Annotated in this window: 14 protein-coding genes and 1 pseudogene; 7 read left to right on the top strand and 8 right to left on the bottom strand. The window is 64.6% G+C overall.

Going from position 1 to position 15,447, the window contains the following annotated elements; translation table 11 throughout:
- Positions 1–20 precede the first annotated feature (20 nt).
- Complete coding sequence (locus AB4068_RS01305) at positions 21–809, bottom strand: PspA/IM30 family protein (protein WP_306961095.1); 789 nt, start codon at positions 807–809, stop codon at positions 21–23.
- Positions 810–910: 101 nt separating this feature from the next.
- Entirely contained in the window at positions 911–2,974 is a 2,064-nt protein-coding gene (locus tag AB4068_RS01300) for a TPM domain-containing protein (protein WP_441432497.1), read from the bottom strand.
- 331 nt (positions 2,975–3,305) lie between these two features.
- Between AB4068_RS01300 and AB4068_RS01295 the strand changes: the two genes are divergently transcribed.
- The 6 genes and pseudogenes from AB4068_RS01295 to AB4068_RS01270 all read left to right on the top strand — a co-directional run bounded on the left by AB4068_RS01295 (position 3,306) and on the right by AB4068_RS01270 (position 9,779).
- Positions 3,306–4,961, top strand: coding sequence for a trypsin-like peptidase domain-containing protein (locus tag AB4068_RS01295; RefSeq protein WP_441432496.1), 1,656 nt, complete (start codon positions 3,306–3,308; stop codon positions 4,959–4,961).
- A 274-nt stretch (positions 4,962–5,235) separates the two neighbouring features.
- On the top strand, positions 5,236–6,036 hold the full coding sequence (locus AB4068_RS01290; protein ID WP_284991530.1) for an electron transfer flavoprotein subunit beta/FixA family protein: 801 nt from the start codon (positions 5,236–5,238) through the stop codon (positions 6,034–6,036).
- A gap of 14 nt (positions 6,037–6,050) precedes the next feature.
- Positions 6,051–7,004 carry an electron transfer flavoprotein subunit alpha/FixB family protein gene (locus AB4068_RS01285; protein ID WP_284991532.1) on the top strand — a complete coding sequence of 318 codons (954 nt, stop codon included), beginning with the start codon at positions 6,051–6,053 and terminating at the stop codon, positions 7,002–7,004.
- 5 nt (positions 7,005–7,009) lie between these two features.
- The gene (locus tag AB4068_RS01280; protein ID WP_059387523.1) at positions 7,010–7,789 is read left to right on the top strand and encodes a PIG-L deacetylase family protein; all 780 of its coding nucleotides are present in this window, start codon (positions 7,010–7,012) and stop codon (positions 7,787–7,789) included.
- A gap of 74 nt (positions 7,790–7,863) precedes the next feature.
- Positions 7,864–8,409: a gluconokinase gene (locus AB4068_RS01275; RefSeq protein ID WP_441432495.1), complete on the top strand. Its 546-nt coding sequence runs from the start codon at positions 7,864–7,866 to the stop codon at positions 8,407–8,409.
- Positions 8,406–9,779 (top strand): annotated as a pseudogene (locus tag AB4068_RS01270) (GntT/GntP/DsdX family permease). Before AB4068_RS01275 ends, AB4068_RS01270 begins: the two are co-directional and overlap by 4 nt.
- A 90-nt stretch (positions 9,780–9,869) precedes the next feature.
- Here AB4068_RS01270 and AB4068_RS01265 read toward each other — a convergent pair.
- From AB4068_RS01265 to AB4068_RS01245, 5 genes are all read right to left on the bottom strand, one after another.
- Entirely contained in the window at positions 9,870–10,631 is a 762-nt protein-coding gene (locus AB4068_RS01265; protein ID WP_284991537.1) for a MerR family transcriptional regulator, read from the bottom strand.
- Positions 10,632–10,708: 77 nt separating this feature from the next.
- A complete protein-coding gene (locus tag AB4068_RS01260) occupies positions 10,709–11,587 on the bottom strand; it encodes an anti-sigma factor (protein WP_441432494.1) in 879 nt (292 codons plus the stop codon).
- Between the two features lies 1 nt (position 11,588).
- Positions 11,589–12,185 carry an ECF RNA polymerase sigma factor SigK gene (gene sigK / locus AB4068_RS01255; RefSeq protein ID WP_059387527.1) on the bottom strand — a complete coding sequence of 199 codons (597 nt, stop codon included), beginning with the start codon at positions 12,183–12,185 and terminating at the stop codon, positions 11,589–11,591.
- A 227-nt stretch (positions 12,186–12,412) separates the two neighbouring features.
- Positions 12,413–12,880, bottom strand: a complete 468-nt coding sequence (locus AB4068_RS01250; RefSeq protein WP_059387528.1) for a tRNA (cytidine(34)-2'-O)-methyltransferase — start codon at positions 12,878–12,880, stop codon at positions 12,413–12,415.
- A gap of 44 nt (positions 12,881–12,924) precedes the next feature.
- Positions 12,925–13,878 carry a J domain-containing protein gene (locus AB4068_RS01245; protein ID WP_441432493.1) on the bottom strand — a complete coding sequence of 318 codons (954 nt, stop codon included), beginning with the start codon at positions 13,876–13,878 and terminating at the stop codon, positions 12,925–12,927.
- 234 nt (positions 13,879–14,112) lie between these two features.
- Between AB4068_RS01245 and AB4068_RS01240 the strand changes: the two genes are divergently transcribed.
- Complete coding sequence (locus AB4068_RS01240) at positions 14,113–14,991, top strand: diacylglycerol/lipid kinase family protein (RefSeq protein WP_306961077.1); 879 nt, start codon at positions 14,113–14,115, stop codon at positions 14,989–14,991.
- Here AB4068_RS01240 and AB4068_RS01235 read toward each other — a convergent pair.
- The gene (locus AB4068_RS01235) at positions 14,988–15,419 is read right to left on the bottom strand and encodes a hypothetical protein (RefSeq protein WP_059387530.1); all 432 of its coding nucleotides are present in this window, start codon (positions 15,417–15,419) and stop codon (positions 14,988–14,990) included. The genes AB4068_RS01240 and AB4068_RS01235 overlap by 4 nt on opposite strands.
- Positions 15,420–15,447: the final 28 nt, after the last annotated feature.

The following is a 15,447-nucleotide window of genomic DNA, read 5'->3' as shown; positions in this document are numbered from 1 at the left end:
CGGCCATTCGCTTGGCTGAACTAGAGCTTGTCGAAGTCGGCTTCGTCCACGGTATCGTCTGCCGGAGCGGTGGCGCCGGCGCCGATAGCGGCCTTCGAACCGCCCGACTTCAGGGCCGCCAGGCGGGCCTCGATCTCAGTCTGCTCTCCGAGGTCCTCAAGCTGGTTGAACTGGGCGTCCAGGCTGGAGGCTGCCAGTTCCTGCTGGCCGAGGACCTTCGCCTCTTCGCGGCGGATCTTCTCTTCGAAGCGGCCTACCTCGCTGGTGGGGTCCATGATGTCGATGCTCTTGAGGGCGTCGTGCACCTGGGTTTGGGCAGCAACCGTCTTGGAGCGGGCAACCAGCTCATTGCGCTTGCTGGTGAGTTCGTTGAGCTTGCCCTTCATCTGGTCGAGGCCGCTCTTGAGCTTGTCCACGACCTCCGACTGGGACGCGATGTTCGGCTCGGCGGCCTTGGCCTCGTTTTCGGCCGACATCTGGCGCTGGATGGCCACCTTGGCAAGGTTGTCGAACTTGACGGCGTCGGCCGCGTTGCCGGACGCACGGTACTCGTCCGCCTTGCGGGAGGCTGCGAGGGCCTTGTTGCCCCAGTCCTGGGCGTTTTTGACGTCCTCGTTGTAGTCGGCCTGCAGCATGCGGAGGTTCCCGATGGTCTGCGCGACGGCGGACTCGGCTTCGGCGATGTTGTTCGAGTAGTCGCGGACCATCTGGTCCAGCATCTTCTGCGGGTCCTCAGCCTGGTCGAGCAAGGCATTGATGTTCGCCTTGGCGAGCTGCGCGATCCGCCCGAAAATGGACTGCTTAACCATGGTGTTGCCTTTCGTCCTGCTCAGTGGTGCCCACTGAATCCAGTGATCAGTTTTTTGTACCGCTCTACGTGGGGAACAGGCCCCCACCTAGTCTTTGGGAGTTAGAAACTACCGGAGTCGCCGCCGCCGAAGTCGCCTCCACCTCCACCGTCGCCGCCGAAGAAGCCTCCGCCCCCACCGCCGTCGCCACCGAAGAAGCCTCCGCCTCCGCCGTCGTTGTTTCCACCGCCCCAGCCGCCCCCTCCGCCGTGGAGGATGGAGTTGATGAGGATGCCGCCGAGGATCGCTCCGCCGAGGCCGCCACCACTGCCTCCACCACCGAACATGCCGCCGCGGCCGTAGCCTTGGTTGGCGAAGCCGCCGAACTGATCGACGTCGGACTGGGCCAGTTGCGCGGCTTGTGCAGCGAGCGACTGGGCCTGCTGGGCGTACGTCAGTGCGGTGACGGGGTCATTGCGGGAAATGGACAGGGCGTAGTCGAGATTCCGTTGGGCTTCGGCCAAACGAGTACGGGCCTCGGGGCCAACGCCGCCGCGTCGCGCCGCGATGTAGTCCGAGGTAGCGCTGATCTGGGACTGGGCAGCCATGATGGTCTGCTGGAGCGCGGCTTGCGCGCGCCTTGCCTGTTCCTGCTGGTCACGGATTCCCGAGAGGGACTGGTCCAAGGCTTGGTGTGCCTTCTCCACCCGGTCCAGGGTGGCAATGGGATCGATCTTTCCGCCCTGGATTTCGGCCTTGACCTGCGCCAGTGCGGCTTCGACGCCCGCCACCGGACCGGCCAGCTCCGGGTGTTCGCCGGACTGGATCATCGCTTTGGCCTGGGCCAGGTCCTGGCTGGTCTCCACCACGGCGCCCTCCAGCGAATTCCGGGCTTCGTCGAGGTTGCCCGCCACCTTGGAGATCGCGTCGATCAGGACGTTGGTCTGGTGCAGGCCCTCTTCCGCGGCGCGGACGGCCACAGCGGCGAGGCTGCTCTCACCTGCGGCGAGCTTTTCCTGCGCCGTCGTTGTTGCGTTGTGAACGAAGGCAAGCCGGTCCTTGGCCTGGGTGATGTTGTCGCTCACGTGGCCAAGTGCGCTGTCTGCGTACTTCTCGCGCAGTCCGTTGAGCGATTGCTCCGCGCTGCTGATCTTTGCCTCGGCTTCGTTCGCCCCGGCGGCAACAGTGGCCAAAGCCTGCGGCGCGTTCTTCTCAAGCTCGCGCAGGGAGTCGAAATCGGCCTTCTGCTCCCGCAGCGACTCGAGGGCCGCGTCCGAGCGCCGGATGATTTCGCCAAGCCAACTGCGCTGCTGCTCTTCGGTGTCCGGGATGTGGTCATCGAGCTGTTGCTGGAGCTTGAAGGACTCGGTCATATGGTTCTTTGCTTCCAGCAAGGCCTTGGTGAAGTTCCCGACGGCGGCATCGCCGTATTGCGCTTGGGCGAAGCCGAGTTCCTGCTCGCTGGATTTGATGGTGTCGTCCGCTTCGATAAGCAGGGACCCGGCTTTGCGCCGCAAGTCCGGGATGCTCAAGGAGGCGAGGGGATCGAGCTGTTCGCCCTGCGGGCCGTAGCTCGTTGCGGATGCCTGGCCCTTCTTGCGGCGGTTACGGAAGTACAAGTACGTGCCCACACCGCCGGCCGCGACAACGCCGGCACCGATCAAAACGACTGCACCCGAGTTGCCGCTAGGAACCGTGCCGCTGCCCCCGCCGGCGGCGTCGCCGACGGCGGCCGCAGTGTCGATGGCTGCCTGGGCAAAGTCGCGCTTGCCTGCGCCCAGGTTGGCCGCGATGGCATTGGACGAAATGGTTGACCTCTTGGAATAGATCGCACTGGCCGAATTGGGTGCGAAATAATACTGACCGGCCGTGGAGATGGCCAGAATGACGTCAGCCTTGCCCATACCCTTCTTGGTGGCCACTGCCGTGGCCCAGTCTGCGGGCGATGAGGGGTTGTCGAAGGAATTCACCGTGACCACGTACAAGTTGTATTTGTGGTCCTTCAGGAGCTTCTGGATGGCATCCTGGACCTCGCCCTTGCGGTTGCCCAGGACATTCGCGTTGTCCACGATGTTCTGGCCGGAGGGGATGGTCACCGGACCCTCGGCCCAGGCTGCGGTGGCCGGGAGGACCAGCAATCCGGCCAGGCCGATGACGGCGAGTACACGTTTCAACATTGACCGCATGTGCAACCCTTCAGCACGTCTGCGACTGGTCCGGGCCGGAGCAATCGAAACAGAATGCATCAGCGCCCCCACGCATGGTTGTCAAGCGGCAGGTCGCTGTGGCAATTCCACTTGATACTATGGTGCACCTTTTGGAGCGTCCACAGCGGTAAATATGCCGCCAGCGAAACGGGGAGAAATCCTTCCTTCTCCAACGTTGAGGGGCTAGTCGGCGCCATTCGACGGCATAGGGCCAATCCGATGACGGCGTTCAGCAAGCTCCCAGCGAACGTCGACTCTTGATCCAGCAAGAGCGACGATAGTTAAGGGGACGAGGAAGAAAGGAAGTCCCATGACGGAGAACCCAGCACAGGGCGCCGAGCCTGAGAACAATGGCCCCGAGAACCATGGTCCTGAGAGCACCGGCAAGGCGGAAGCGGACAAGCAAGCCAATTCCCAGCCTACGGCCCCGCTGCCGGCATACCAGCCGGGTCAGGATTTCACTGCGAAGCCCGATTACCCGGCGCAGCCCGATTACACAGCGCAGCCGGAGCATACAGCACAGACCCCGGTAGCCCCGGCACCATGGGCCCAAGGCCCGGCCGAAAACGCCACCGAGCAGATCCACGCTCAGCACAGCGCTCCCCAGAACGGAGCGCCCCAACACGGAGCTTCCCAGCACAGCGCGGGACAGCAGCACGCCTACCCGCAGCACCAGCCTTTCTATGGCGGACCGAACCCTGCGCAGCACTATCCCACTCAGCAGTTCCCCGCCCACCCGGGAGGTCCGGCGGCTAGTCCGAAGCGCAAGCCGGTCTTCGGCGTCGGGACCTTGGTGGCCTGCATCCTGGCAGCCGGTCTCGTGGGTGGAGGCGTGGTGGCCGCCAGCGATCAGTTGTTGAACAGCCGGACCCCGGTGGCGGCCGGCAGCGGCCAGGCGGGAACCGTGATTGTCAACAACACGGACAACGTCAACGCCATCACAGCAGCCGCGGCCAAGGCTACTCCGAGCGTCGTGACCATCATGGCTTCAAGCGGGAGCCAGGGCGGCACCGGTTCGGGCATCATCCTCGACGACCAAGGCCACATCCTGACGAACACCCACGTGGTGACCCTTGACGGTGCCAGCGCCAACGCCGCCATTGAAGTGCGGTTGAGCGACGGACGCGTGCTGAAGGCGACGGTAGTGGGTACGGACCCGCTGTCGGATCTCGCCATCATCAAGGTGGACAACGCTTCCGGCCTCGTGCCGGCCACCCTGGGTGATTCCAGCAAGATCAACGTCGGAGACAACGCCATCGCCATCGGCGCTCCGCTCGGCTTGCCCGGCACGGTCACCGACGGCATCGTGTCCACGCTCAACCGCACCATCAGCGTGGCGTCCTCGGCTGTTCCCAACGGCGGCTCGGACAATTCGCAAAACGGCGGCCAGGGCGGATTCCAATTCGCCCCTCCAGGCGGTGGCCAGAGCCAGAGCAGTGCGGGCCAGGGCACCGTTTCGCTCAACGTGATCCAGACCGACGCGCCGATCAACCCGGGTAACTCCGGTGGAGCGCTCGTCAACACCAAGGGCGAGATCATCGGCGTCAACGTGGCAATCGCTTCTGCCGGCAGCAGCAGTTCTTCGTCTTCGTCCAGCGGCAACATTGGTGTTGGCTTCAGCATCCCGATCAACAACGCGAAGCGTATTGCGCAGGAACTCATCAAGAACGGCAAAGCAACCCACGGGCAGTTCGGCGTCAGCGTTCAGCCTAAGTCGGCAACAGGCAGCAGCTCCGGGTTCTCGATCGGCGCGCAGGTCGCGGCCGTGACCAAGGGCTCCGCAGCTGAGAAGGCCGGGCTCAAGGTGGGCGACGTCGTGACCAAGTTCGCCGGTATAGACATCACCGACCCGGAGCAGCTCACTGCGGCTGTCCGGGAGCAGCCGGCAGGCGCAACGGTCAAGGTGACCGTCCAGCGTAGCGGCCAGTCGCAGGAGCTCGACGTGACCTTGGACGCTGCTCCGTAACAGCTACGCCGTAGCAGCGGATTCCAGCACGCGAACTGACTAGCACGTCGACGACGGCGGGCGGCACCACCGGTGCGGCCCGCCGTCGTCGTGTGCTCTTGCCGCCGTGGCGGTGGCGATCCACGAAACAGGAGTTAACGCGGCGCCGTTGTCCGACTTGTCCCGCAATATGCTTAGCTAGGACGAGCCCGTATGCCGGGCACTATTGGCCATGCGCCTAGTTGCTGGCCATCCCCGAGTATGGAAGGCTGCCTCGAACACAGTGGGAGATACATTGAAGATTGTTGTTCTGGTCAAGCACGTCCCGGACGCGCAGTTCGACCGACACCTCACCGGCCCAGGCAACACCACGGACCGCGACGAGAGCATCCTGTCCGAACTGGACGAGTATGCACTCGAAGCCGCGCTGCAGCTCAGCGAAGCCCGCGGCGGTGCCAAGGCCGGCAACGAGGTCATCGCCTTGAGCATGGGTCCCGCCGGTGCCGTGAACGCGGTCAAGAAGTCCCTGCAGATCGGTGCCTCCTCGGGAGCGCATTTGAGCGACGACGCCTTGGCCGGCTCCGATGCCGCAGCCACTTCGCTGGCCCTTGCCGCGGCGATCCGGTATCTCGGTGCAGACTCGCCCGTTGACCTCGTCCTGACGGGCATGGCGTCGACCGACGGCGAAACGTCCTTGGTTCCGGCACAGCTCGCCGAGCGGCTCGGACTCCCGCAAGTCACTTTTGCTTCGTCCCTGGAGGTCAACGGCGAACGCATCGTAGCGCGCCGTGACGGTGACGCCCACGCGGACACCGTGGAGGCAACCTTGCCCGCGCTGGTCTCCGTGACGGACCAGATCAACGAACCGCGATACCCCAACTTCAAAGGCATCCTTGCAGCCAAGAAGAAGAAGATCACGGCACTCACCCTGGCCGATATCGGCGTCGATGCCGCGCAGGTGGGCGCCGCGGGTTCCCTGACCGCCGTCGAGACCGCGGAGGCGCGGCCGCCGCGCACTGCCGGCACCATCATCACCGACGAAGGCGACGCCGGCATCAAGCTGGTTGAGTTCCTGGCCGCCCAGAAGCTGCTCTAAGAGGATTCCGACACATGGCAAAAGCACTTGTATTCATTGACAACCCGGGCACAGCGCTCAAGAAGAGCAGCCTGGAACTCCTGACGATCGCGCGTTCGCTCGGGGAAGCTGTGGTCGCCGTCAACGGCGAACTGCACGACGACGTCGCAGCCGCCTTGGGTGCGCACGGAGCCTCGGTTCTTTACCGCCCATCCGCAACGGACCTGGACGACTACCTGGTTGGGCCGAAAGCCGCCTATCTGGCCGCGGCCGTAGAGGCCTCCGGAGCCGGGACCGTCCTGCTGGAGAACACCGCCGACGGCAAGGAAATCGCAGCCCGTCTTGGCGTGAAGCTCAACGCCGGCGTCATCACCGATGTTGTGGGGGTCGACGCCGACGGCACGGCCCACAAATCGGTCCTCGCCGGCTCGTACACCACCACGGCCAAGGCGCGCACCGCCGTCGCCGTGCTCACCGTCAAGCCGAACAGCGTCGACGTCGAGGCCCCGGCCGCGTCAGGCACGCCCGAGGCTGTCACCATCGACGTCCCGGCTGATGCCACCGCGAATGCCGCACGGGTCACCGGGCGTGCGGAAAAGCCTGCCAGCGGCCGTCCCGAGCTCACCGAAGCCCGGATCGTGGTTGCCGGTGGACGCGGCGTCGACGGCGACTTCGGTCCGTTGGAAGAACTGGCCGACGCACTGGGCGGCGCGCTCGGGGCTTCCCGTGCCGCCACGGATGCGGGCTGGATCGGTCATGACTACCAGGTTGGCCAGACGGGCAAGACGGTGTCTCCGCAGCTCTACATCTCGGCGGGCATCTCCGGGGCGATCCAGCAAAAGGCCGGGATGCAGACCTCCAAGGTCATCGTCGCGATCAATAAGGATGCTGAGTCGCCGATCTTCGAGATCGCGGACTTCGGCATCATCGGTGACCTCTTCAAGGTTGTTCCACAGGCCACCGAAGAGATCAAAAAGCGGAAAGGCTGATCCCTTTGTCTTCTGACGCTACGTCAGCAAAGAGCCCGTTCAACGCCTCCACAGAGCGCGTTGAGCGGGTGCTTTGTTTTACCGCCCACCCGGACGACGTCGACTTTGGCGCGGCCGGAACCATCGCTGCCTGGACCGCTGCCGGCGTCGAGGTCAGCTATTGCGTCATGACAGACGGCGATGCCGGAGGTTTTGATCCTGCACACCGCGAAGAGATCGTCTCCATGCGCGCAGAGGAGCAGCGACAGGCCGCTGCCCTCGTCGGCGTGACGGACGTGCACTACCTCCATGAGCGCGATGGTTACCTGGAACCGACGCATGGGGTCATCAAGCAAGTGGTGAAACTCATCCGCGAGATCCGCCCGGACATCGTTCTTGCCATGCACCCGGAACGCAATTGGGACCGGATCCAGAAGAGCCACCCCGACCACCTCGCAGTGGGGGAGATCGTGACGCGGGCCGTGTACCCCGCGCTTGAGAATCCCTTCGCGTACCCGGAACTGGCCGAAGCGGGCCTCGAGGCCTTCAAATTGCCATGGCTGTGGCTCTTCGCCGGTCCCGAAACCCGTGAGAACTATTTCGTGGACGTCACCGACCACGTGGACGCGAAACTGGCTGCCATCCGGATCCACGCGAGCCAGCACCCCGATCTGGAAGGCATGGAACGGGCCGTGCGGGGCATGCTCCGGCACAATGCCTCGCGCGCCGGAATGCCCGGCGGGCGCAGCGCCGAAGCGTTCCATGTGGTGGAAGTCAACGGGTCCCAAACCATCGCCGGTTTCTGAAATTGCTGATGTGTAACCTGTGTCATATGCTTAGTCTCGTTTAAATCATATTTAATTGAGAGAGGCAGACTTTGATGGCGAAGACTGCACAACAACCGGTATTGGTGATCATGGGCGTCTCCGGTTCCGGTAAATCGACAGTGGCCGGCGTATTGGCCGGACGCCTGGGCTGGGACCTCGCCGAAGGCGACGACCTGCACCCGGAAGCGAACGTGGCAAAGATGCAGGCGGGGCACGCACTCAGTGATGAGGACCGTTGGCCGTGGCTGGACATCATTGCCGATTGGATCAAGGAGCGTACGGCAGCTGGAAAGCCGGGCATCATCACGTGCTCGGCCTTGAAGAAGCGCTACCGGGACGTCTTGCGCGGCGAGGGCGTTGTGTTCGTCTTCCTCCAGGGGAGCAAGGACAAGATTTCCGACAGGCTGGCTTCGCGCCACGGGCACTTCATGCCTGCTTCGCTGCTGGAATCCCAATTCGATGCGCTGGAAGCGCCCAACGAGGACGAGAACCACATCTCGCTGTGCGTCTCCGCTTCTCCTGCCGAAGAGGCAGACGAAATCATCGAACGGCTCGGCCTTGAGGCACAGCCGGCACACACAACCGGAGATGCAGCGTGAACTGGACCGGGCACGATACCCAACTCCTGGTGGTCGCGGCTATCGGCATCGCGCTGATCGTCCTGCTGATCGCGAAATTCAAGGTCCATCCGTTCTTGTCCCTCGTGCTAGGTTCGGCCTTCGTCGGCCTGGCATCGGGAGTCGGCCTCGATAAAGTGGTCAGCAACTTCGAAGACGGCGTGGGCGGCGTCCTTAAAGAGGTCGGCCTCCTGATTGCCCTCGGCGCCATGCTCGGCAAGCTCCTGGCGGACTCCGGCGGCGCAAACCGCGTGGTGGACACCTTGTTGGAGAAAGCCAGCGGCAACAAAGTGGTCTAGATGATCACTTTGGTTGCGGTCATCATCGGCCTCCCGATGTTCTTTGAGATCGGCCTCGTCCTGCTGCTTCCGGTGATCGTCCTGGTCACCCAGCGCTCGCAGATGAAGCTCATGCGCATTGCCATTCCGGCCCTCGCGGGTTTGTCCGTGTTGCACGGACTGGTCCCGCCGCACCCGGGCCCACTCATCGCCATCAGCGCGGTGAAGGCTGAACTGGGCACCACCCTGGCTCTTGGGCTCCTGGTGGCCGTTCCCACCGTGATCATTTGTGGACCGCTGTTTTCCCGCTTGGCCGCGCGCTGGGTTCCAGTTGATGCTCCTGCGGTGGCCGGCGGCGTCGACACCAAGCACGCCGTCGACCTCAGCGAAGTGAAGCGTCAGCCCAGCTTCCTGGTCACCCTGCTGACCATCATTTTCCCGGTGGTGCTCATGCTGTTGAAGGCCGTCGCGGACATCGTCTGGGCCGATCCCAAGACGGCACCCATGATCCGCACCGTCCTGGACTTCATTGGCCAGCCCCTCGTTGCGATGACCCTGGCCGTGCTCGCCGCCATGGTGACCTTCGGCTACGCGGTCGGTTTCACCGGTAGCAAGATCACCTCCAAGCTCAGCAGCAGCCTCGGACCGATCGCCGCGATCCTGCTGATCGTGGGCGCGGGCGGCGGTTTCAAGCAGACCCTCATCGGTGCCGGAGTCGGTGACGCAGTCAAGAAATGGGCCGAAGGCGCCAACATGTCCGTGCTGGTCCTGGGGTTCCTGGTGGCCGTGGCGCTTCGCCTGGCCACGGGCTCGGCGACAGTTGCCACTGTCACGGCTGCGGGCATCGTGGCTCCGTTGGCAAGCAGCCTGAGCCCGACCCACGCGGCACTCCTTGCCTTGGCCATCGGTGCCGGTTCGCTCTTCCTGTCCCACGTCAACGACGCCGGGTTCTGGCTCGTGAAGGAACTGTTCGGCCTGACGGTCGGGCAGACGTTCAAGACCTGGTCGGTGATGGAGACACTCATCTCGGTGGTCGGCTTCGGCTTCATCATGGTGCTCTCGCTGATCATTTAGCGGGGCTGCTTAGCAGCCGGTACGACGGCGGCCCGTCCCCTGTGTTTCCAATGGGGACGGGCCGCCGTCGCGCTTTTCGGCAAGAGTGCCTTAACTGAGCTTTTGCGCTGCGTAGACCTTGATGCCTTCGAGCAGGTAGGGCGCCAGGCCTACCCGGACCTTGTCGTAATTTGCAGTGAACCGGGGGTCGTCCACGTACATCTGTCCCAGGCCTACGTAGGATTCGGCGTTTGGCGTCCAACTCGCGCAGATCCACTTGTAATGCCGGCCGACGGCGGCCTGGACGTCCGGGTGGTCCGCCGGAAGGGCGGCGTCGAAGCAGTGGGCAAGATCCTGGTTCAGCGCCGCGTACTCTTCCATGAACGCCTGCTTTTGGGCTGTGGTCATCGCCGAGTGCCGGGCGTTGCTCTCGTCGACGGCAGGATCGCCCCAGCGCTCGCGAGCCTCGGCCTCGTAGGGGTTGTTGTCGAAATCCTTGAAGATGTTCTCCGCGGTCATGGTTTCTCCTTGACGTAGTGCTGCGATAGTGGCGTCGACCGTCCGGGACATCCGGTCCAGTCGGTCGCGCTCGGCCAGCAGCCAATCCCTGTGCACGGCAAGTGCCTCCACAGGGTCGGCCTGGCCATCCAGAACTTCGCCGATGGTCTCGAGCCCAAGGCCAAGTTCACGAAGCAGAAGGATCCGCTGCAGTCGCAGCAGCTCAGGCTGACCGTAATACCGGTAGCCGTTGGATCCTGTGTGGGCAGGCTCCAACAGCCCGAGGTGGCCATAGTGGCGCAAAGTCCGCGAGGAGACCTTGCTGGCCTTGGCCAGCTCGGAAATGGTCCAGGTACCTGCCTTGTCCTGCTTCATGTATCCAGCGTAGAAGTTGACGTAACGTCAAGGTCAAGCCCTGCCGCAAGAGCCAACGGCGGGCAGGGCCTCTCGCTCTAGGTGAGAGGTGCTGCAGCGACCGTGGGGAGGGTCGGTTTCTTGGAGCCACCCACGGGTTCAACCGTGATGCCGATGGACGCCGCGCTGGAAATGCCGGAGACAACCGCCGGATGGCTCAATGCCTGGGCATCCATAAGGCCCTGGGATACAGGGTCGGAGCCGTCCTTGGGAATGAGCCACATCTGATAGACCTTGCCGGCCGGGGGAGCGGGAACGCCGTTCATGCGGACTACCACGGCGTTCTTCGAGCTGGAGATGGACACGGTGGCGGTACCGCCACCGTTGACGTCGACGGTGGCTTGACGGACATCGCCGGCCTGCAGCACTTGGTTCACAGGATCGTTCTGACCGGCTACGTAGACGCCGACGCCCAAGCCGCCAAGCGCAATCACCGCGGCAGCCGCAGCGGCTGCCACCCAACCACGGACGCCTCCGAAGCGTCGGCGATCCCGTCGGTTCCGTTCGGCGGCGAGGTCCACGACGTCGGGGGCAAAGTGCGTTGCGGTTCCAGTCGACACTTCGGGAACCGACGACGGCGCGGACGCTGTGCCGGTTTGTGCAGTTCGTGGTTGTTCCGGGAGCTGCCGCAGGATGTCCTGCAAGAGCCCGGGCCGCGGTTCGGCCTCGTCGGCGAAGGAAGCGGTGAGGGCTTCGCGTGACTGCCGGACCCGTTCGAGGAATGCCGAGCGTTCAGGCGCCGTGGCAATGTAGTTGTCGATTTCAGCACGCTCGGCGTCGCTCAAGGCGTCGAGGGCATAGATCTCGGCAAGCTCCAAGGCGCGGCCTTCGGCGAGGTCAGTGGCTATATCGGTGGCAAACATCCTGCGGAGGCCTTCCTTCCCGAAGTTCCGTTTGTTGTCATCGTGTTCGGTCATGTCAGCTCACCCCCAGGCAAGTCTTGAGTCGGAGAAGTCCATCGCGGATGCGGGACTTGATGGTCGGAATCGCCGCACCGAGTTGTTCGGCGACCTCCCGGTAGGTGAGCCCGCCATAGTAGGCGAGCCGTACGGATTCCAATTGCGTTTCCGTCAGGGTGCCGAGGCAACGGGTGACGGCCTCGGCTTCAAGCCGGCTGCTGGCTTCTTCTTCCACTGAATCGTGGTCAAGGAGTTGGCTCGCGGCGCCATATTTCGCTTCCCGGTCCGTGGCGGACTGGGCCGAGCGGACGCGGTCGATAGCGCGCCGGTGGGTGATGGTCATGAGCCACGCGAGCGGGCTGCCGGCCTCGGGATCGAACTTGGCCGCGTTCTGCCAGACCTGGATGAACACTTCCTGGGTGGTATCTTCGCTCAGGCCGGCATCCACTAGCACTCGCTTGGCCATGCCGAAGACCCGCCGCGCAGTGAGGCGGTAGAACTCGCTGAAGGCGACCCGGTCGCCGTCGGCCATCAACCCCAGCAACTCCGCAAGCTGCGCATTCGAGCCGGCAATCAGGCCGGGGGCCTCGGGGCCTCCCACATTCGGTGTATCCATCACCGTCCAGCATAGGTTGCTCGTGACCCTGGCAGTACCAGAAGCACTGCGGGTCTTGAGAGGAGTCACCTGTGCCCCTTCCGCGGCCGTCGCCCACCGGCCCTGCTTCGCAGGCCAGCTGCCTGCCCAGGCTGTTGGCCTGCATAGGGTATTCGGCGCAGGGGGAGCTTTGGATGGGTGACCCGCGGAGGTGACCCAGCGGATGTCCGGGCGGACGAGCAGGCCCGCTAGAGCTTCGCGCCCGCAAAACCGTGTTGGCGCCAGGCTTCATACACCGCGATAGAGGCAGCGTTGGCAAGGTTCAGCGAGCGCAGGGACGGCAGCATGGGGAGCCGGACGCGGGCCGTGACGTGCGGGTCCTGCTTCAGCCAGTCCGGAAGCCCGACGGACTCGGGTCCGAACATCAGGACATCGCCCTCCTCGTAAGCGATGTCCGTATAGGAGGATTCGCCGTCGGACGTGAACGCGAAGACGCGCTCGGGCTGCAAAGCCGCCCATGCGGCCTCGATGTCCTTGTGCACCGTGACCACCGCCAGGTCGTGGTAGTCGAGTCCCGCTCGGCGCAGCTTCGCGTCGGAGAAGTCGAAGCCCAACGGCTCCACGAGGTGGAGCTCTGCGCCGGTGATGGCGGCGAGCCGGATGGCGTTTCCCGTGTTGCCCGGGATTTCAGGGGTGTGGAAGAGGATGCGGAACACGTATCAATCCTAGCCAGCGAAAATACGGGGTGGCTCCTGCGGGCTCAGTGCATGCCGCGGAGCAACCGGGCAAGGACCGGGACAACCACGGTGTTGGGCACGGGGCCCGAACTCAGGAACTGCTTGAGGCCGCGGGCCAAACCGGAGGCGTTGACGATTTGCACCGAACCGAAGTCCCCGTCCTGGCGCCGGTAGTGGTCGATGACCGGCTCGTGGGGGTTGCCGTCCGGGCTGTGGACGACTACCCAACCCGTCACATTCAGTTCGGGGAAGATCTCCTGCATGTGGCGAACGATCAGCTCGAGCTGGGGCGGTGGCACCGAACGTCCGCCGTGCTTGAGCGCCACCCCGTCCCAGGCATAGGCGCCCTTGGGCAGCAGCATGGAACCGATGAGCGCCAGGCGGTAGCCGGCGAGGAGGGCGTGGTCGATGTGGCTGTCGTCCGAGGGGGAGCGGAGCCCGTTGACGAGCCGGGCCGACGGGATGGCAGGCAGGATCTGGCGGCTGATGAGCTGGACTGTCCGCATTTCGCGCTGAATGCGGGCTTCGGCCCCGAAGATTCCACGCTTCCGGGGAATCCCGTGGATCTGCAAGGCGGCCTGGCCCTTGGAGAGCAGGGGCACCTCGTGGGGATCATCGAAGGGCGGGACATAGACGGGGGCGTCGCCGGCCGTGTTGCGCGGGGCATTCGGCCTGTGGACGCCGGTGCGGGTTTCCGGCCCTGGAGCGCCGGTCCCGGCGTAATCCGGCCTTTGCGCCGGGAAAGGGTTCGCCCTGCCGGAAGTGCCGCTGGCGTACCGCCGGTCGTACTCTGCGCGTCGTTTGGGGTCGATCAGGGTCTCGTACGCGAGCGTGACCTGCCGAAAGACCTCAGGATCCCCGCCATGGTCCGGATGGGCGTTCCTCGCGGCCTTCCTGTAGGCCACTTTGATCTCCTTGTCCGTCGCGGTGACGGGAACCCGGAGGATCTGATAGTGGGAACTGCTGCCCTGAGCCAACCACGGGCCTTTCTCTGGGATTCTGAAGTTTCCCGCCGTCCCGGTGCGGAGCGGCGATCTTGGCAAGTCTAGCCAGCCCACCATGAGAACGACGGCGGCCCGGGCTTTAGTTCCCCGGATCACGCCCGTGCCGGTGGCATGATTCATGCTGTGAACTCCCCGGCCGGCCCCGATCATCCCATTCACCTGCCAAGTACCGGCCCCCACGGGCTGAACGGATCTCTCCGAAGGATCGTGCTGGCGGTCAATCCAACCGCAGCGTTTGGACGGCACGCCCTTGCCGGGGACGAAGCCGCCCGCTGCCTCCGCGAGGCGGGTCTCGACGTCGTCGTACTTCGGCGCGACAGCATGGACGCCCTGCGGGAAGCGGTGGACGAAGCGCTTCGCACAGGCGCCGAAGCCTTGGTGGTGGTGGGCGGCGACGGCATGGTCCATCTGGGCGTCAACTCACTGAGCGGGACCGGGTTGCCGCTCGGGATTGTTCCCGTGGGTACGGGAAACGACGTAGCCCGGATGCTTGGGCTGCCTCTGCAGGATGTCGAGGGCTCCTGTGCCCGCGTGATTTCGGCGCTCGCCGACGGCGGCCGGGTGCTCGACGCCGGCCGCATCACCACCGGCGGACGGACCGTGTGGTTTGCGGGAGCTGTATCGGCGGGATTCGACGCTGCCGTCAATGAACGGGCCAACTCCTGGAGGTGGCCCCGCGGTACGCTCCGCTACACCCTGGCGATGCTCCGGGAGCTCGGATCGTTCCGGGCCATCAACTACACCGTGACTGCCGACGGCGCGGAAACGAAGGAAGGCGCCATGCTGATTTCGGTGGCCAACGCCCCATCGATCGGCGGCGGCATGCGCATCGTCCCGGATGCCGCGCCCGACGACGGTTTGTTGGATCTGTTTATCGTCAAGCCGTTATCCCGGCTGGCCCTCCTCGCTGTCTTCCCCAGGGTCTTCTCCGGCCGGCATACCTCGCACCCGGCGGTGGAAATCCGCCGGGTGCGTTCAGTGCGGCTTGCCGCCGAGAACGTGGTGGCCTACGCCGATGGTGAGCGGATCGGCCATCTTCCCTTGGACATCGACGTGGTTCCGGGCGCCCTGCGGGTATTGGCCTAAGCCTGGCCGTCAGCTTGCGAGGCGACGGCCAGGCGGTTGAGCGCGAGTGCGCCCACAAGCAGGCCGAAGTCGCGGAGGGCGACGTCGAAGAAGTTGCCCAGCACCAGCAGGTTCACGATGATGCCCAGAAGCCAGACCGCCACCAGGAGCGAGCCAAAGCGTGGCCGGACCGCCACCGCAATGCCGGCCACAATCTCCACGACTCCCACGATGTACATGAAGGTCTGGGCCGGGACCGGAATGACGGAGGTGGCCACGGGCGCCAGGTAGATCGTCCAGTGGGTGAGCAGGTTGGTGAACTTGTCCAGGCCGAAAATGATCGGCGCCACGGTGAACACGGTCCGGAGGAGCAGGAATGCCTGCCGCTGGGGATCCATGGACATGAGCGATCCGGTTTTCGCCTGGGCCGGGGATGATGCAGTGTTCATGATGCCTTCTTTCTAAAACTGGATACTT

It is taken from the genome of Arthrobacter sp. 2RAF22 (assembly GCF_052115325.1).
In the GTDB taxonomy this organism is placed as follows: Bacteria; Actinomycetota; Actinomycetes; order Actinomycetales; family Micrococcaceae; genus Arthrobacter.
Note: the sequence above shows the minus strand (reverse complement) of the source record. Positions and strands in the feature narration are given on the sequence as shown.